General features: G+C 62.3%; 17 protein-coding genes. 8 read left to right on the forward strand and 9 right to left on the reverse strand.

Annotated elements, in window-relative coordinates:
• The 6 genes from sufB to FBF35_RS05000 are packed head-to-tail and all read left to right on the forward strand — an operon-like array spanning position 1 to position 5,645.
• Positions 1-1,446 (forward strand): Fe-S cluster assembly protein SufB, encoded by a 1,446-nt coding sequence (sufB, locus tag FBF35_RS04975; RefSeq protein ID WP_034467058.1) that lies wholly within the window; start codon positions 1-3, stop codon positions 1,444-1,446.
• Positions 1,446-2,636, forward strand: a complete 1,191-nt coding sequence (gene sufD, locus FBF35_RS04980) for a Fe-S cluster assembly protein SufD (RefSeq protein ID WP_060567233.1) — start codon at positions 1,446-1,448, stop codon at positions 2,634-2,636. Before sufB ends, sufD begins: the two co-directional genes overlap by 1 nt.
• Positions 2,637-2,652: 16 nt before the next feature.
• Positions 2,653-3,405 carry a Fe-S cluster assembly ATPase SufC gene (gene sufC / locus FBF35_RS04985; RefSeq protein ID WP_060567234.1) on the forward strand — a complete coding sequence of 251 codons (753 nt, stop codon included), beginning with the start codon at positions 2,653-2,655 and terminating at the stop codon, positions 3,403-3,405.
• A 5-nt stretch (positions 3,406-3,410) separates the two neighbouring features.
• On the forward strand, positions 3,411-4,688 hold the full coding sequence (locus FBF35_RS04990; RefSeq protein WP_138134112.1) for a SufS family cysteine desulfurase: 1,278 nt from the start codon (positions 3,411-3,413) through the stop codon (positions 4,686-4,688).
• A gap of 38 nt (positions 4,689-4,726) precedes the next feature.
• Positions 4,727-5,203: a Fe-S cluster assembly sulfur transfer protein SufU gene (sufU, locus tag FBF35_RS04995; protein ID WP_034467049.1), complete on the forward strand. Its 477-nt coding sequence runs from the start codon at positions 4,727-4,729 to the stop codon at positions 5,201-5,203.
• Between the two features lie 10 nt (positions 5,204-5,213).
• Complete coding sequence (locus FBF35_RS05000; protein ID WP_060567236.1) at positions 5,214-5,645, forward strand: metal-sulfur cluster assembly factor; 432 nt, start codon at positions 5,214-5,216, stop codon at positions 5,643-5,645.
• A gap of 87 nt (positions 5,646-5,732) precedes the next feature.
• On the opposite strand, the gene FBF35_RS05005 is transcribed toward FBF35_RS05000, so the two are convergent.
• From FBF35_RS05005 to FBF35_RS05020, 4 genes are read right to left on the reverse strand one after another with little or no spacing between them, the layout of a single operon-like run.
• Positions 5,733-7,418, reverse strand: coding sequence for an AMP-binding protein (locus FBF35_RS05005; RefSeq protein WP_060567237.1), 1,686 nt, complete (start codon positions 7,416-7,418; stop codon positions 5,733-5,735).
• Between the two features lie 49 nt (positions 7,419-7,467).
• Positions 7,468-8,364, reverse strand: coding sequence for a neutral zinc metallopeptidase (locus FBF35_RS05010; protein WP_060567238.1), 897 nt, complete (start codon positions 8,362-8,364; stop codon positions 7,468-7,470).
• Positions 8,365-8,379: 15 nt separating this feature from the next.
• Complete coding sequence (gene tgt / locus FBF35_RS05015) at positions 8,380-9,705, reverse strand: tRNA guanosine(34) transglycosylase Tgt (protein ID WP_060567239.1); 1,326 nt, start codon at positions 9,703-9,705, stop codon at positions 8,380-8,382.
• On the reverse strand, positions 9,702-10,391 hold the full coding sequence (locus tag FBF35_RS05020; protein ID WP_060567240.1) for a queuosine precursor transporter: 690 nt from the start codon (positions 10,389-10,391) through the stop codon (positions 9,702-9,704). Before FBF35_RS05020 ends, tgt begins: the two co-directional genes overlap by 4 nt.
• A 142-nt stretch (positions 10,392-10,533) precedes the next feature.
• Between FBF35_RS05020 and FBF35_RS05025 the strand changes: the two genes are divergently transcribed.
• On the forward strand, positions 10,534-12,147 hold the full coding sequence (locus FBF35_RS05025; RefSeq protein ID WP_060567241.1) for an ABC-F family ATP-binding cassette domain-containing protein: 1,614 nt from the start codon (positions 10,534-10,536) through the stop codon (positions 12,145-12,147).
• 92 nt (positions 12,148-12,239) lie between these two features.
• Here the strand turns inward: FBF35_RS05025 and FBF35_RS05030 are convergent, their stop codons facing one another.
• From FBF35_RS05030 to FBF35_RS05050, 5 genes are all read right to left on the reverse strand, one after another.
• Entirely contained in the window at positions 12,240-13,013 is a 774-nt protein-coding gene (locus tag FBF35_RS05030) for an amino acid ABC transporter ATP-binding protein (protein WP_060567242.1), read from the reverse strand.
• On the reverse strand, positions 13,010-13,972 hold the full coding sequence (locus FBF35_RS05035) for an amino acid ABC transporter permease (protein ID WP_060567243.1): 963 nt from the start codon (positions 13,970-13,972) through the stop codon (positions 13,010-13,012). Before FBF35_RS05035 ends, FBF35_RS05030 begins: the two co-directional genes overlap by 4 nt.
• Before the next feature lie 7 nt (positions 13,973-13,979).
• On the reverse strand, positions 13,980-14,924 hold the full coding sequence (locus FBF35_RS05040) for an ABC transporter substrate-binding protein (protein ID WP_060567244.1): 945 nt from the start codon (positions 14,922-14,924) through the stop codon (positions 13,980-13,982).
• A gap of 96 nt (positions 14,925-15,020) precedes the next feature.
• Positions 15,021-15,956 carry an ABC transporter substrate-binding protein gene (locus FBF35_RS05045; RefSeq protein WP_060567245.1) on the reverse strand — a complete coding sequence of 312 codons (936 nt, stop codon included), beginning with the start codon at positions 15,954-15,956 and terminating at the stop codon, positions 15,021-15,023.
• 140 nt (positions 15,957-16,096) lie between these two features.
• Entirely contained in the window at positions 16,097-16,789 is a 693-nt protein-coding gene (locus FBF35_RS05050; protein ID WP_060567246.1) for a DUF4191 domain-containing protein, read from the reverse strand.
• A gap of 105 nt (positions 16,790-16,894) precedes the next feature.
• Between FBF35_RS05050 and FBF35_RS05055 the strand changes: the two genes are divergently transcribed.
• Entirely contained in the window at positions 16,895-18,229 is a 1,335-nt protein-coding gene (locus tag FBF35_RS05055) for a protein kinase domain-containing protein (RefSeq protein ID WP_060567520.1), read from the forward strand.
• Positions 18,230-18,255 lie beyond the last annotated feature (26 nt).

An 18,255-nucleotide genomic window follows, 5' to 3' on the forward strand; every position in this document is an offset into this window, starting at 1 on the left:
ATGACGCAGGCACCCGCCTCGGGCGCTGATGACCGTCGAATGACCGATGATGAGATCATTGAGTCGATTGGCGGTTACGAATACGGTTGGCACGACTCCGACGACTACTCGAAGGACGTCCCCACCGGAATTAACGAAGAAATCGTTCGCTTCATCTCCGAGGTGAAGGACGAGCCGCAGTGGATGCGGGAGCGCCGCCTGAAGGCGCTGGAACTGTTCGAACGTAAGCCGATGCCGGCGTGGGGTCCCGATCTGTCCCACGTGGATTTCGATTCGTTCAAGTACTACGTGCGTCCGACGGATCGCCAGGTCAACGACTGGGAAGACCTGCCTGAGGAAATCCGCGACACCTATGACCGCCTCGGTATTCCCGAGGCCGAGAAGTCGCGCCTGGTCTCCGGCGTCGCCGCTCAGTACGAGTCCGAGGTCGTCTACCAGCAGATCCAGGAAGACCTGGAACGCCAGGGCGTCATCTTCACCGATACCGACACCGGCCTGCGCGAGTACCCGGAGATCTTCGAGGAGTACTTCGGTAAGTGCGTGCCCGCGGGCGACAACAAGTTCTCCGCACTGAACACGGCCGCCTGGTCCGGTGGATCCTTCGTCTACGTCCCCAAGGGCGTTCACGTGACGATCCCGCTGCAGGCGTACTTCCGCATCAACACATCGGCAATGGGCCAGTTTGAGCGCACGCTGATCATCGCCGACGAGGGCTCTTACGTCCACTATGTTGAGGGCTGCACCGCTCCCATCTACGACGAGAACTCTCTCCACTCCGGCGTCATCGAGATCTTCGTGAAGAAGGACGCTCGCGTCCGCTACACGACCATCCAGAACTGGTCGACGAACGTCCTCAACCTGGTGACACAGCGTGCAATGGTTGAGGAAGGCGGCACCATGGAATGGGTCGACGGCAACATGGGTGCCGCGATCACCATGAAGTACCCGGCCTGCTTCCTGATGGGTGAGCACGCCCGTGGCGAGACGCTGTCCATCGGTTTCGCCGGCCCCGGCCAGCAGCAGGACACCGGCGCCAAGATGGTGCACATGGCCCCCCACACGTCCTCGTCGATCGTGTCGAAGTCCGTGTCCCGAGGCGGTGGCCGCACATCCTACCGTGGCCTCGTCCAGGTCAACGCCCGTGCGCGTCACTCCAAGTCGAACGTGCTGTGCGACGCCCTGCTCGTTGACAAGATCTCGCGGACCGACACCTACCCCTACGTTGACGTGCGCACCGACGACGTCGAAATGGGCCACGAGGCAACTGTCACGAAGGTGAGCGCCGACCAGCTCTTCTACCTGATGAGCCGCGGTCTCGACGAGAACGAGGCCATGGCGATGATCGTGCGCGGCTTCGTCGAGCCGATCGCCAAGGAGCTGCCGATGGAGTACGCCCTCGAGCTCAACCGCCTCATTGAACTGCAGATGGAAGGATCCGTCGGCTGATGACGACCCCCAACACTATCGTTGACACCATGAACAAGGCCCACTCGCACGGGGCTGACGCCGAGAAGGCTCACCCGTCGCGTGCGGACCGTCCGACCTCGTTCAACCTGGACGACATTGCCGTTCCGCACGGACGCGAGGAGGATTGGCGATTCACCCCGATGCGTCGCATCGAGCGCCTCTTCGAACCCGCCAACTACGACGCGGGCGATGCGCCCGTGACGGTTGACGCTCCGGCCCCCGTTGTCGTCGAAACGGTGACCCGCGACGACAAGCGCCTCGGAACCGTTCTTGCTCCCGGCGATCGCACCGCCGTTGTCGCATGGAACGGCTTTGAGCAGGCGACCGTCGTCCAGATCCCGGCAGAGGCCGAGCTCGACGCTCCTGTTCGCATCAACGTGGCGGATATCGAGGGCACCCGCGCGCAGCACATCGTGATTCGCGCCGACAAGTTCTCGAAGGCCACCGTTATCCTGTCGCACACCGGTTCCCCGCAGGCTGCGCTCAACCAGACCGTCGAGGTCGAGACTGGCGACAGCGCGAACCTGACCGTCGTGTCGCTGCAGGAATGGGACGATACCGTTCTGCACGCCTCGAACCAGCGTCTGGCGCTCGGCCGTGACTCCAAGCTCACGCACATCGTCGTTAGCTTCGGCGGCGACCTCGTGCGCGTGTGTGCCGACACCGACTTCCGCGGCCCCGGCGCCGAGCTCAACATGCTCGGCATCTACTTCGTGGACGGCGGCCAGCACCTCGAGCACCGCGTGTTCGTTGACCACTCCCAGCCGAAGTGCTTCTCGCGCGTCACCTACAAGGGTGCCCTCCAGGGCAAGGACGCGCACTCGGTGTGGATCGGCGACTGCCTCATTCGCGAGGCCGCTGACGGCACGGACACCTACGAACTCAACCGCAACCTGGTGCTCACCGAGGGCGCTAAGGCCGACTCCGTCCCCAACCTCGAGATCGAGAACGGCGAGATCGAAGGCGCCGGACACGCGTCTGCGACCGGTCGTTTCGACGACGAGCAGCTGTTCTACCTGATGAGCCGTGGTGTTCCTGAGCACGAGGCACGCCGCCTTGTCGTGCGCGGCTTCTTCGCCGAACTGATCAACCAGATTGGCGTCCCCGAGGTGGTCGACCACCTCATGGCAACCGTCGAGGCCGAGCTGGCCAAGTCCCGTAACAACTGAGCTGTAAGGAATACATATGTCGACTCTGCGTATTAAGGATCTGCACGTCTCCGTCGAGACCGCTGAGGGCCCCAAGGAAATCCTCAAGGGCGTCAACCTCACCATCAACTCCGGTGAAATCCACGCCATCATGGGCCCCAACGGCTCCGGCAAGTCCACCATGGCCTACGCCCTGGCCGGTCACCCCGACTACGAGATCACCTCGGGTGAGGCATGGCTCGACGACCAGCTCATCACCGAGATGAGCGTCGATGAACGCGCCAAGGCAGGCCTGTTCCTCGCCATGCAGTACCCCGTTGAGGTCGCTGGCGTGTCCGTCTCCAACTTCCTGCGTACCGCCAAGACCGCGATCGACGGCCAGGCCCCGGCCCTGCGCTCGTGGGTCAAGGACATGAAGAGCTCCATGGAGAACCTGCGCATGGACTCCGACTTCGCCGAGCGTGACGTCAACGTTGGCTTCTCCGGCGGTGAGAAGAAGCGCCTGGAGATCCTGCAGATGGAGCTTCTCAAGCCCTCCTTCGCCGTCCTCGACGAGACCGACTCGGGCCTCGACGTTGACGCTCTGCGCATCGTGTCCGAGGGCGTCAACCGCGTCCACGACGAGACCGGCTGCGGCGTCATGCTCATCACGCACTACACCCGTATCCTGCGCTACATCAAGCCCAGCCACGTTCACGTTTTCGTCGACGGCCACGTCGCCGCTCAGGGCGGCCCCGAGCTGGCCGACGAGCTCGAAGAGAACGGCTACGACAAGTACCTGGGTCTCTGATCACCGTGTCTACGGACTTCACCGCCGCCGAGCTCGACGCGATTCGATCGGACTTTCCGATTCTGAGTCGCGTCGGGCGCGGCGGCGCGCCCATTGCGTACCTCGACGCATCCGCGACCTCGCAGAAGCCCGCGTGCGTCATCGACGCCGAGGCCGACTTCTACCGTCGTAGCAACGGAGCGGTCCACCGAGGTACGCACCTTCTCGGCGACGAGGCGACTGACGCTTTCGAGAGCGCTCGGGGTACCCTGGCCTCGTTCGTGGGCGTTGCACCCGACGAGATCGTGTGGACGAAGAACGCGACCGAGGCGATCAACCTCGTCGCTCTGTCCATCGCAAACGCGTCGCAGGGCATGGGAGGCGCGGAGTCTGCTGCGCTGCGCGTGGGACCGGGCGACCGCATTGTCTGTACCCGCGCCGAGCACCACGCCAACATCGTTCCGTGGCAGCAGCTGTGTGAGCGTACGGGCGCCGAGCTTGCATGGCTCGATCTGACGCCCGACGGTCGCATCGACCTGGACACGCTGTCGGTGATCACGCCGAATACCCGTTTGGTCGCCTTTACCCACGTGTCTAACGTGACGGGTGCCGTTTCACCTGTTGCTGCCGTGACTGCAGCTGCCCGCGCCGTCGGCGCGCTTATTCTGCTCGACACGTGCCAGTCCAGCGCGCACATGCCGCTCGACCTATCCGCGCTCGACGTGGACTTCGCGGTGTTTTCATCGCACAAAATGCTGGGTCCGACGGGCGCCGGCGCGCTGTGGGGACGTCGTGCGCTTCTAGCTGCGATGCCACCCGTTCTCACCGGCGGCTCGATGATCGAATGGGTGACCATGGAGGAATCGACCTTCATGGCTCCTCCCGAGCGCTTCGAAGCCGGATCGCAGCCTGTCGCGCAGATCGCCGCCTGGTCGGAGGCACTGCGCTACCTGTCGACGCTCGGCATGGACCGCGTGGAGGCCCACGAGCATGCGCTTACCCGCATGATGCTCGACGGAATTTCGTCGATCGACGGTATTCAGGTCCTCGGCCCGGAATCGGACGTTGAGCGCATCGGTGTCGTCGCTTTCGCCGTCGACGGTGTACACCCGCACGACGTCGGTCAGTTCATGGACTCCGTGGATGTGGCCGTGCGCGTCGGGCACCACTGCGCAATCCCGCTCCATACGTTCTTCCAGGTGCGCTCTTCAGCGCGTGCGTCCGTCGCACCGACTACGACAGCGCAAGAGATCGACCGTCTCGTCGATGGGCTGTCGAAGGTACGCAGTTTCTTTGGCCGATAGAATCGACAACAGTACCGGAATCATTTGGAAAGGTTGCCATGGGAAGTCTTGAGCAGTTGTACCAGCAGGTGATCCTCGATCACGCTCGTGAGAAGCACGGTGCGGGGGATCCGAGCGGTATGGATGCTTCGTCGCACCAGGTGAACCCCACGTGCGGCGACGAGGTGACGCTGGGCGTCACGCTGGATGGGGAACGTCTTGCTTCCCTGCAGTGGGATGGTGACGGCTGCTCGATTTCGCGAGCGTCTCTGTCCATGATGACCGACCTGACCGAAGGCAAGTCCGCCGAAGAAATCGGCCGCCTGTACCGGGACATGGAGGTCATGATGCATTCGCGTAACCTCGGCGTTGACGATGAGATCCTTGACGACCTGGGCGACGCGGCCGCCCTCGAATCAACCTCGCAGTTCGCGAACCGCGTGAAGTGCGCCCTCCTGGGCTGGTACGCGCTGCGCGACGCGATGGCCAAGTCCGGCATCGATATTTCCACCGCGGGCGAGCCCGCTGAGCAGTAAAGGAACACCCATGAGTAACCCGATGGCTCAGTCTGAGCCCGTCGAGCAGCGCTTCGGAGCGCCTGCGCAGGAAGCGCCGGCCGCCGAGGTGCCCACCCGTCAGATTGATGGCACCGACGTCATTGAGCAGGGCACCCTTGCGGCCGAGAACGTGCTCGAAGCCCTCAAGGACGTTATCGACCCCGAACTCGGCATCAACATTGTTGATCTCGGCCTGGTCTACGGTGTCGTCATCGGCTCCGAGAATCAGGTGCGCCTCGATATGACCCTGACGTCGGCCGCCTGCCCGCTCACCGATGTCATCGAGCGCCAGGCACAGACGATTCTGTCTGCCGTCACCGACGAGGTGCAGATCAACTGGGTCTGGATGCCGCCGTGGGGCCCCGATCGCATCACGCCCGATGGCCGCGAGCAGCTGCGTGCCATTGGTTTTAACGTCTGATCAACACACAATCATCCCCCGGGGGCGTTGCCTCCCGGGGGATTGTTTTATGCGGTGGAGAGGGCGAGCCTGCCGGGAGCAAGAGAACTAGCGACCCAATGCCTCGCGCACGAGCTGGGCGACCTTGCGACGCAGGATCTTTCCCATCTGATTGCGCGGGAGCTCGGCGATAACGACGAGTTGGCGGGGGAGTGCGTAGTGCGCAATCGTCTTCTCTGCCCAGGCACGCACCTCTTCAAGAGTCAGCGGCGCGCTGCCCTCCTCCATGATGATGGCTGCGGCGACTTCCTCGGTCGCCTCCGAAATGGGAACCCCCACGACGGCAACGTCGTTGACCGACGGATGACTGCGAATCGCGGCTTCCACTTGGGACGGGTACACGTTGAACCCGCCGGACAAGATGAGTTCCTTCTTGCGGTCCGCCATCGAAATGAACCCGTCGCTGTTTACGCCGATGTCGCCGGTCTTAAACCAACCCTCAGATGTAAAGACGCGTGCTGTTTCTTCGGGTGCGTCCAGATATCCTTCGAAGACCTGAGGTCCGCGAACGATAATTTCCCCAGGCTGTCCATCCTCGACGTCGAGCGTATCGTCGTCGAGCGAGACGAGGCGTAGCTGCGTGGAAGGGAATGGCACGCCAAGAACGCCGTGACGGCGCTTATCCGACAGAGGCGCACCGGTCAACACCGGAGCGGTTTCAGACAAGCCATAACCCTCGACGATCATGCCACCGGTAGCTTCCTCCCACTCACCCGCAAGCGTCGTCGACAGCGGCATGGCACCGGCGACCGAATAACGAATGGAGGACAGGTCTGTCTTCGTTCGCGTGGCGAGTCGGAGGATCCTCTCAAACATGGGAGGAACACCGACAAAGAAGGTGATCGGGCGCCGTTTATACGCGTCAAGAGCCATCTGCGCATCGAATTTCGGGAGGAGGACCTGGGTGGCCGCCTTGCGCACGGACGCGCACAGGAAGAACGTCAGCCCGAAGGCATGGAAGTAGGGGAGAAGCGAAAAGAAGGTTTCCGCGCCTTCGTGCAGCTTCCACACCCAGAACATGCACTGGTTGACGTTGACTCCGATGTTGCGGTGGGTAAGGGGAGCAGACTTGGGGATGCCGTTTGTTCCGGAAGTATGCAGGATGACCGCACGATCGTCGGGTGAGGGCAGTGGGAACGACGGGTCAATGGGCGTCGACGAGGCCGTGGCTCGGTCCCACGACCGCGTGCCCGAAGGGACGGAGCCGCGCAGCTGATTGCGGGTCTCGCGTGCCCGAGCAACCGGAAGCCTCAAGAGCAGACGCTGCGAGGCCGGCATGCCGTGCGAAATATCCACCGTGAACACGGTGTCGAGAACGCTGAGCGGATAGGCATCCACACACTTTTCCCACACGATCGCCACCTTGCCGCCGTGGCGGCCAAGCTGGCCCGCGATCTCCGAAGCCGGAGCGAGTGGATTATGCTGCGCGGCGATCGCCCCAATTCGCATACACGCGTAGAAGGCAACAAACGCCTGCGGGCAGTTCGGCAGCGCGATGGCCACCGTATCGCCCGGCCCGACCCCGGCCTCGCGCAGAACCCGCGCGGCCTTCAGAACCTGATCGCGCACCTGCGCGTACGTGGTCGTTGCCCCGAAGTAGTCGAGCGCAATGCGGTCGGGATACAAACGCGCCGCATCGTCCAACAGACTGTACAGCGATTCATCAGGCACGGGCACCTCGTAGGGGACCGCGTCGTACATGTCGTGAGCCTGCTCGATGATGCTGCGTGTCATGACTTCCTCCTGCGAATCGGCGCACTCAATTGTACCGACGCAGGTGCGCTCACACTCGCGGAGCACTCCACGTGTCACACGTCGAGATATCGCCGGAATCAAGTCCGCGCTGCAGCCACGTCGCGCGCTGCTGGGCACTGCCATGCGTCCACGTCTCCGGGTTCGAAGACCCCTGGTACTTTTCCTGCAGACGGTCATCCCCGATTGCCTGAGCGGTCTGGAGCGCGCCCAGGACCTGATCGGCCGTCGGAGTCTTCAGGAACGGAGTGCCGGTCGAAGGATCCGGGGTGTTGGATGCCCAGTGCATCCACACGCCCGCGTAGCAGTCCGCCTGAAGCTCGCTGCGCACGCCCGCACCCTGTTCCCCGGACTCACGCGTATCGTGCGCGCGGAAGACACCCTGAATGTTCTGGATGTGGTGGCCCCACTCGTGGGCCACGACGTATTCCTGGGCGAGCACGGAATCGGATGCACCGTACTTGGAGACCATGTCATCGAAGAAACCAAGGTCGAGGTACACCGTCGAGTCTCCAGGGCAGTAGAAGGGGCCCACGGCGCTCGTCGCGTTACCGCACGCGGTGGAGACGGAGTTCGTGAAGATCTGGAAGTCGGGCAGCTGGTATGTGATGCCCGTGTCCTGGGCGGACAACTGCGTCTTCCACACTGCGTCGAGGGACTGAGCGGTGGCGACCATGCGGCACTCGACGCGAGTGTTAGCGTCCTGTCCCGTCTGACAGGTGGACGTGTCGACTGCCGACGACGAGGTCGACGACGTGTTGGAAGGCGAGGACAGTAGGCTCGTCAGATCGATGCCGGTGAAGTAGGAGAACCCGAGGATCAAGAGAACACCGAGCAGCGAGCCGCCGCCCGCACCAGCGATCTTGCGCCCTGCGCCGGACGTACCGACGCGCGAGGGATCCAAACGGATGTTGTCATTGAAACTCATGGTTGCTCCACACTTTCAGCGGCGGCGCCCGGCCTCGTAACGGCCAAGCATGTCGGAACGGAACTCGTCAAAGCACCCGTCGATGATCGATGCGCGGATTCCATCGACGAGACGCAGTGTAAACCACTCGTTGTGAATGGTCGCGAGTGTCGCCGACAAAATCTCTTTCGCCTTGAACAGATGATGAATGTACGCGCGGGTGTAGTGGGTGCAGGTGTAGCAACCGCAGCCCTCAACGAGCGGCGTGAAATCCCTCTTGAAGCGTGCGTTCGTAATGTTGAAACGCCCGTCCGGCGTATAGATCGCGGCGTTACGTGCGACGCGCGACGGATTGACGCAGTCGAAGGTGTCGGCACCGGCTGCGACGCCCGCGAACAGATCCTCAGGCTCGGAGATACCCAGGAGGTGGCGGGGACGATCCTCGCCCAGCTCCTCGCACACCCACGAGACGATTGTGCCGAGGTTCTCCTTCTCGAGTGCGCCACCGACGCCGAATCCGTCGAAGCGCTGGCCGTCGACCTCCATGTCCGCCATCGTGCGCGCGGCCTGGCGACGCAGGTCCTCCCACTGAGCACCCTGAATGACCCCCCACAGCTGCTGATACGGCTTGTGAGAGCGCTCTTCCGTCAGGCGTTTGTGCTCGGCGAGGCATCGGGCTGCCCACGCGTGGGTGCGCTCGAGGGATTCCTCCTGGTAGGAACGCGGGTGGAGGAGGCTCGTGAGCTCATCGAACGCGAACATGATGTCGGAGCCGAGCTGGTGCTGGATTCCCATCGACACCTCGGGGTTGAAGCGATGCTTCGTACCGTCGATGTGGCTGGAGAAGATGACGCCATCGTCGTCCACGACCGCGTTGGACGCCTTAATCGCCTGCATCTGGACCTTTGGGTCGGTCGGGTCGGCCTGACCGGAGAACTCCTGCGACAGAACCTTCTTAAAGCCGGCTCCAAGAGACAGGACCTGGAAGCCGCCCGAATCGGTGTAGGTGGGGCCAGACCAGTTCATGAACTGACCGAAACCGCCGGCCTCATCGACGATGTCGGACCCCGGCTGCAGGTACAGGTGGTAGGCGTTCGCAAGGACGGCCTGAGCACCCAGCGAGCGCACCATCTCGGGCGTGAGGGCCTTGACGTTGGCCTTCGTGCCGACGGGAATGAACGCGGGGGTCGCGATCGTTCCATGCGCGGTGTGGATGACGCCGGTGCGTCCGAGGCCTCCGTGTGACTCCATGCGGTGCCCGATGGTGAAGCCTCTATCGGGATGGTGCGCTCCCTCCGAGGCCGGTGCCTCGAAAGGCGTGAGTTGCTCGGGAGCGGGAGCGGACAGCCAGTTGTCGTTCATCGGTCGAAAACCTCGTCCTTCTTCAGTCCCTCCGTACGGCGAATGGCCGCGATGACCGGGTAGGTCAGGGGGAGCAGGATGACCTCAAGGAGCACCTTGTAGAAGTAGCCGGTGACGGTGTAGTTGATGAAATTGCCCAGCGACATCTCGCCGTAGAAGAGGATCGTGCAGAACAAGATGGTGTCTGCTGCCTCGCCTACGATCGTCGAGCCGATGAGGCGGGCCCACAGGTGCTTCGCGCCCCAGCGGCGACGAATCCACACGAGCACGTAGGAGTTGAGGAGCTGGCCAGCCAGGTAGCCAACGAGGGAAGCCAAGACCGCGCGCCACACGACGCCGAGGACCGCCGCAAAAGCGTCCTGGTTTTCGTAATCCGGGGCGGGAGGCAGATACTGCACGATGAAGAAAGTGAGGGAGGCCAACAGGGAGGCCACAAAACCCATGATGATGACACGCTTAGCCCGAGCAAATCCGTAGACTTCCGAGAGCACATCGCCGATGATGTACGTGAGCGGGAAGAGGATCGCGCCCCCGTCGAAAATGAGGTAGTGCGTGGACGTGCCGAGCATAAACGCCTTGGTTGCGGCGATATTCGATATGAGCAGCAGCGCCACGAAGGCAACGGAGACGATGTCAAGGGCGCGCGTGGGGCGCGCCGATCCAGACGGGACCGGGCTATCGGACATGGGATGAAACCTCGCAAAGCAGAGTAGATATCGGTTAATTCCGACACCCATTGTGCCCGCTCCTTGCGTGATCATGCGCAACAGCGCCGCCTCGCAGGCGGGTTGATTCGCCCACACGCACCCCTCCCTCTACTCTTGGAGGGTGATTAACGTCCAGGATTTCTCGTTGCGCATCGGCCCCCGCGAGCTCGTCAACCACGCGAGCTTCCGTATCGACAAAGGCATGTGTATCGGCCTCGTTGGCCGTAACGGCGCGGGTAAGACGACGACGATGAGGTTGCTAGCAGGCGAAGGCGACCGCGGAGGGGCCGCCGAATACACCGGCACCATCTCGTCGAATGGGACGGTCGGTTACCTGGCGCAGGACACGCACGTGGGTGATCCGTCGATGAAGGCCCGCGACCGCATCATTTCCGTGCGTGGCATCGACTCGATTATCGCCCGTATCCGCAAGGCCGAACACGAGATGTCAACGACCGAGGGCGCTCGTCAGCAGCGCGCGATGGAACGTTACGTGAAGCTCGACCAGCAGTTTACGAACTCCGGCGGCTGGGCGGCCAACGCCGAGGCGGCCCAGATTGCGCATTCGCTGGGGCTTGAAGACCGGGTGCTTGATCAGACCCTCGATACTCTCTCCGGTGGTCAGCGACGCAGGGTCGAGCTAGCCCGCGTGCTCTTCTCGGACGCAGACGTGCTGCTTCTGGACGAACCCACGAACCACCTTGACCACGATTCGATCGTCTGGCTGCGTGACTGGATCAAGACCTTCCCCGGCGGCGTCATGATCATTTCGCACGACGTCAAGCTGCTGGGTGACACTGTCAACCAGGTGTTCTACCTCGATGCGAACCGCGCACAGATCGACATCTATCACCTCGGCTGGTCGGCCTATCTCAAGCAGCGCGAGGAAGACGAACGCCGTCGCCGTAAGGAACGCGCCAACGCGTTGAAGAAGGCCGAACACCTCAAGGCCCAGGGCGAGAAAATGCGCGCGAAGGCCACGAAGGCTGTCGCCGCACAGCAGATGCTGCGCCGGGCCGAAGAGCTTTTCGCCCAGGCGGGTTCAGAGGTCGTCCAGGACAAGGTCGCGCGCCTACGCTTCCCCGACCCGGCACCATCGGGCCGCGTTCCCCTCACTGCTGAAGGGCTGTCGAAGTCCTACGGTTCTCTCGAAGTGTTTACCGGTGTGGACCTCGCGATCGACCGCGGCTCGAAAGTCGTCGTCCTCGGCCTCAACGGCGCCGGCAAGACGACGCTCCTGCGGCTCCTGTCCGGTATTGAGGAGCCGGACTCCGGCCGTGTCGTACCCGGACATGGCCTCAAGCTCGGCTACTACGCCCAGGAGCACGAGACCCTTGATGAGACCCGCACGATTCGTGAAAATATGGCCGAGGCCGCCCCTACCCTCGACGACACCCACGTGCGCAACATTCTCGGCCAGTTCCTCTTCCAAGGTGACGACGTCGAAAAGCCCGTGTCCGTGCTGTCTGGCGGTGAGAAGACCCGCCTCGCTTTAGCAACACTCGTCGTCTCGGGCGCAAACGTCCTGCTGCTCGACGAACCGACCAACAACCTCGACCCCGCCTCGCGCGAAGAGATCCTCGCGGCCCTGCGCGACTACGAGGGCGCCGTCATCCTCGTCACGCACGACCCCGGCGCTGTCACGGCACTCAACCCCGAGCGCGTCCTGCTGTTGCCTGACGCCGATGAGGACCTGTGGGACGACAGCTACCTGGACCTCGTTACCCTCACCTGACGACAGCATCGGCACCACTGCGGGCACCGCGGTGCGGGTACGACAAAGGCCGGGACTGGAACACGCCAGCCCCGGCCTTTGTCGTCAGAAGGTTACAGAACCTTGGAGAAGAACTCCTTGGTTCGCTCAGACTTCGGGTTATCGATGACCTCGGAGGGGGCTCCGGCCTCGACGATCACGCCACCATCCATAAAAACAACCTGGTCCGCGACTTCGCGGGCGAACCCGATCTCGTGAGTGACAACCGCCATCGTCATGCCCGATGCAGCGAGGTCCTGCATAACCTGGAGTACCTCGCCGACGAGCTCGGGATCGAGCGCTGAGGTCGGCTCATCAAAGAGCATGATCTCCGGATCCATGGCGAGCGCACGGGCGATGGCAACTCGCTGCTGCTGCCCGCCCGAAAGCTCCGCCGGGTAATGGTCCGCGCGATCAGCCAGACCGACGCGATCAAGCAGTTCGAGAGCCTGGGCGCGTGCCTCGCTCTTCGAACGCTTGAGGACCTGAACGGGGGCCTCCATGACATTTTCGAGCGCCGTCTTGTGCGGGAAGAGATTGAAGCGCTGGAACACCATGCCGATCCGAGAACGCTGAGCAGCGATCTCCTTATCGTGGCGCTCGTGGAGCACGCCATCCTTGTCCTCACGGTAGCCGAGCAGCTCACCGTCGACGTACACGCGGCCGGCGCTAATGTCCTCGAGCATGTTCAGGCAGCGCAGGAGTGTCGACTTGCCCGAACCCGAGGGACCAAGGATGACGCAGACCTCGCCGGAAGCGATATCCAGGTCGATGCCCCGCAGGACGTGCAGGTCGCCAAAGAACTTGTGGACTCCGCGAACGGAGACCATGGGCGTCGTAGTCGTCATGGTGTCACATCCAAAAACTTGAGCTTGGTGGCCTTGGCATCTTCGTCGTCATCGGAAGAAGATGACGTGGCGGGGGAGTGGGCACCGGCGTTGTCACGGCGCTCGAAGCCCTTGCCGTAGTACTTCTCGATGAAGGACTGAATCCACATCAGGAGACTCGTGATGACAAGGTACCAAATCGCAGCCGCAATCAGAAGCGGCACGGGAGCGAAAGTCGCCTGGCCACGCTGACGCGCAATGAACGTAAGTTCGAGGGTGAAGGGAATCGCCGAGACCAGGGAGGTCGTCTTCAGCATCGAAATTGTCTCATTTCCGATCGGCGGCACAATCACACGCATTGCCTGAGGAAGGATGATGCGGCGGAAGATCGTTCCACGCGGCATTCCCAGCGCGGTGGCGGCCTCCCACTGGCCCTTCGAGACACTCAGCAGGCCTGCACGCATAATTTCCGCGAGGTACGCGCCCTCGTTCAGGCCCAAGCCAATGAACGCCATCCAGAACGGCGTGAAGTAGGTGGCCGTATCGAACGTCAGCTCCCAGCCCCACAGCGAGCCGAGGAACGGCACACCGAAGGAGAGCTTCGGGTAGAGCGTGGGCAGCAGCGACCAGAAAATCAACTGCGTGTAGATAGGGGTTCCGCGGAAGAACCAGATGTAGGCCATCGCCACCCAGCGCAGGACCGGATTCACGGACTGGCGCATGATCGCCATCGTGATGGCGAGAGCGGTGCCCACCACCATTGCGAGGATCGTCAGGATGATCGTGAAGAGCACGCCCTGCATGATCGAACGCGAGAACAGCCACTGGAACACGACTGGCCACTGGAAGTTCGCGTTCGTTACCAGCGCGTGGGCTGCCATTGCCGCAAGGATTGCCGCGACGATTGCGCTTGCCCACCTCCCCGGGCGGGGGACTGGTTTCGCGTCGATCAGCTCAACGCCGTCTTTGATGGTTGCCATGAGATCCTCAGTCGTTCGTCGCCGGGTTCAGCTCGGCGGTGGTCAGCGCTGCGTCCTGAGCGCCATAGGTGGTCAGGATGTCCTTCAGGTAGCCATTGTCCATCAGGTACTGCATAGCCTTCTGGACGGCCTGTGTCAGCTGCTCGTCGTTCTTGTTGATGGCAACGCCCTGCGGGGCGGACTCGACGACGTCACCGACCTGCTCGATCTGGCCGCCCGATAGAGACGCGGTGTAGCCGATAACGGTCGAGTCAGCGAAGGTGGCGTCGTACTGGCCGCCAATGACCTTCGTAGCAATGTCGGTCTGCAGGTCGTGCGGCATGATGGTGATCTTGTCCTTGCCGTCGGCTACGCACTGTTCCGACAGCTCGGTTGCGTAGTCTTCCTGCGCGGTACCGGTCTGCACACCGATCGTCTTGCCACAGGGGTTGGTCGGATCGAAATTCTTCGGGTTGCCCGCAGCGACGCCGTAGGCGGAGCCCACCTCAACATAGGAGATCAGGTTCGCCTGCTCCTCGCGTTCGGAGGTGATCGTGAAGGAGGAGATACCCACGTCGAACTTCGTGCCCAGCGCCGGAATGATGGTCGGGAACTCAGCGTGGTTCGTGGTTCCCTCGTTCAGACCCATGACCTTGGCGAGCGCCTTGTTGATGTCGACATCGTATCCCTGAGGGGTCTGCGAATCGTCACCGAGGAACTCCGCGGGTGCGTAGTCGGCGGAGGCTCCGTTACGGAGCGTGCCGCGCTCCTTGACCTCGGCGGGAACCAGGGCGGCGATTTCGTCGACGGTCGGGATCTTCGACACGTCGTACGAGGCCGTGGTTGCCGCGGCCGAGGTGCTCTCAGATCCGCTGGTCGACGAGCTGGTCGACGTCGGATCCGCGCAGGCGGCGAGAGGGAGAGCAGCTGCGGCTGCGAGGACGATGAGGGCGTGTGCCTTCGAGATGGTCATGATCTGCCTTCCGATGGGAGTGGGCCGTGGCCCGTGATTGCTACCATTATGCACCCATATGCACATAAATGCATATTATGCGTAGCGTGCCGCGAATCAGTCGACGGTCGGGTTGAGTGCAGCTGTCGTCAGTACTGCATCCTCAGCGCCGTAGGACGCCAGAATGTCGGTGAGGTAGCCGTTGTCCATCAGGTACTGCATAGCCTTCTGGACCGCCTCAGCAAGCTGCGCGTCATCCTTCGCGACCGCCACGCCCTGAGGGGCTGACTCAAACGTGTCGCCAAGCTGCTCAATCTTGCCGGCAGACTGCGAGCTCGTGTAGCCAATGACTGTTGAGTCCGCGAGGGTTGCGTCGTACTGGCCGCCGATCAGCTTGGTGGCGATGTCCGTCTGGAGCTCGTGCGGCATGACGATGATCTTTTCCTTGCCGGCCGCGACGCACTCGTCAGAGAGCGTGGCCGCGTATTCCTCCTGAGCCGTGCCGGTCTGAACCGCAATGGTCGCGCCGCACGGGTTAGACGGGTCAAAATTCTTCGGATTGCCAGCAGCGACGCCCCATGCGGATCCGACGTTCAGGTAAGACACCATGTTGACTTGCTGCTCGCGCTCGGAGGTAATGGTGAATGACGAGATACCCACGTCGAACTTCGTGCCGAGAGCGGGGATGATCGTGGGGAATTCGGAGTGCTTCGTTTCCCCGGCATTCAGACCCATGACCTTGGCAAGCGCCTTGTTAATGTCAATGTCATAGCCAATGGGAGTCTGTCCATCAGCATCCATGTATTCGGCAGGTGCATATCCGGTAGAAGCTCCGTTACGCAGGGTGCCCCGCTTCTTAATGTCGTTCGGGACGAGCGCTGCAATCTCGTCGACGGTCGGGATCGATGAGACGTCGTAGTGTGAGGTGGTTGATGCGGCTGTCCCTGTCGTCGCGTCTGCGGTACTCGTACTCGTCGTGGGGTCTGCGCATGCGGCCATTGCGGTCGCGGTACTGGCCAGAGTGAGCGTGGCGAGAAGCTTCTTGGTGTGCATGATTATGTTCCTCAGTATCCGTGATTCGAGCGTTGTCGTGTACTGAATATGCAACCATGTGCATACTATGCGTGTCGAATGAGTCTCGGATCGTGGATACACAAGTGGGCAAGCACATGGTGCTTGCCCACTTGAGAGGTTCAGTTGCCGCGAAGTGCACGGCGTGACGGCTTGGCGCGGAGAGGATCGATGCCCTTTGGAATGGGAGGCTCGCCCGATCGGAGAGCGTTGATGCGTGCCGAGACCTGGGGAACTTCCTCGGGGGTCAGCACGTTCTTCAGCTTGCGCAGCTCGCGCTGCAGATCCTTCAGAGCGATCTGCCCGTCATCGTGACCCACCTGGATCTGATGAACAGGAACGTTGCGCATGACCTTGGTGACGCGCTTCGTTTCGGCCTGGAGGAGGGGGCGAACCCGGGACGTGGGGCCCTCGGAGATGAGAACGACGCCGGCCCGGCCAACAATGCGCCACACGAGGTCCTGCTCGCGCGTGTACGCCACGGGCTGCTCGGGAATCACCCAGCCGCGCTGAATCTGGGACAGCGCAACCTTCACGGCACCCGCCGTATCCTCGACCTGCGAGTACAGTGCGCGGCGGGTCAGAATGCTCAACAGCAAGAGGGCTGCGGTGAACGAGCCCATAATGCCGACGACAAGCCAGCCAATAAACGACATGTTGGTCAGCCAGGCGACCAGCATGAAGATGGCGATCACCGCAGCGGCCGTTCCGAGAAGCATCCACGGAAGTGCCGGGTAGGTGCGTTTGGTCAGTCGGTATGCGTCGAGGACGTTCTGATAGAAGCGCCTCTTGCCGGGGGGATTCGATTCACTCATAGCCTCATTATTGTACGTGCAATTGATGATCGAAAGTCCACCCGTCCGATCAGGCACTTTGTGAAATGAGTTGCATCACATTGATTCGCTTTGGACAATGTCGGTATGAACATTGGCGGTTACGACGTTGGCCAAATCTTCCATATCGGGGCGACGGGCCCCGTATGGCGTACGCGCACGGATGCGGGTGAGGCGCTATTGTCGCTACGCGCCGCCGGAGATGGAGAGCGCTGCCTCGAGCGGTGGAAGGCATGGGCCTCGATCACGTCGCGACACGTTGTTGCCCTGCGCGATGTTGCGCGATCAGATGACGGCCGCTGGGCAATCGTTTACGACTATGTGGCAGGACGTCCCCTCGATGCGGAAATTGGCTCGCCCGACTTGCGTCCAATCGCGACAAGGCGCCAGATCATCGAAGGAATTGCCGCCGGAGTCAGTGCTCTGCACAGCGCTGGAATCGTCCACGGGGATTTAACGCCCTCCAACATCATCGTGACGCCATCCGGCCGCGCGGTCATCATCGATCTCGTCGACGAGTTGGGAGAGCATGACGGAACCCCCGGGTGGAGCCAAGGGCTCAGTGGGCAGGGGGCTGATCGCGCGTGCCTGCGTCAGCTCGCGCACCTTCTGCACATGGACGAGGCACTGGCTGAGCTCGGCTTCGATGAGCCTAACGATTGTCTTGCAGAAGCGACGCCCGTTGTTGACGATCCTGTCGAGCACCCTATTTCGCGTGAGCCCGTGGATCCCGAGCGCGTCATCGCTGACTTGCGCGCTGCGGCACTGCGCGAAGATACCCTCAGAGATGGGCGGCCCGAGCGCCTGGCTGCGTCGACACCGCAGAATGTGCGTGGCGGAAGACAGGAATCACAGCGTGGTCGGCGCCGAGCGCTCGGCGTCCTCGCTATGGGGCTGACGGCGATCATCGCAGGTGTGTCCATCATGGCCTACGGCTTGCTGCGCAGCGGTGTAAGCGGTGGCCAATCGGGAGTATCTGTCCATAGCGATCCCTCACAATCGCTTGAGCAGTCGACTGGGAGCGCGTGCGATGTTTCTACCCTGTCAGAAACGATTAATCGTGCGATCCGCACACGCGACGAAGCCGTAGTCGCCGGTGACCCGACGTCTCTCGAGAGCGTTCTCGGTGGCGAGCTGCTCGATCAAGACAAGCAGCGCATCGCAACGATGCAAAGCGACGGAGTGCGCGTCTCGCAGTTGTCCTCCCAGATCGGTGATGTGTCCGTCTTAGCCTGTGAGCCGGGCGCCATCGATGTCGGTGCGACGTTGACGGTTCTCACCTCGGAAACATGTCGCGCTGGAACGTGTGAGAAGCGCTCGGAGCCCCAAGTAACCGATCTTCGCGTGCGCGTCGATCCAGTGTCGGGAAAGGTCGTGAAGGCTGAGCCCGTTGATCAGGATAGTGGTGCGGCGGCGCAATAACGCCGAAATAACGCCTAAGATGCTCG

This window comes from Schaalia odontolytica (genome assembly GCF_005696695.1).
Classification (GTDB): domain Bacteria; phylum Actinomycetota; class Actinomycetes; order Actinomycetales; family Actinomycetaceae; genus Pauljensenia; species Pauljensenia odontolytica_C.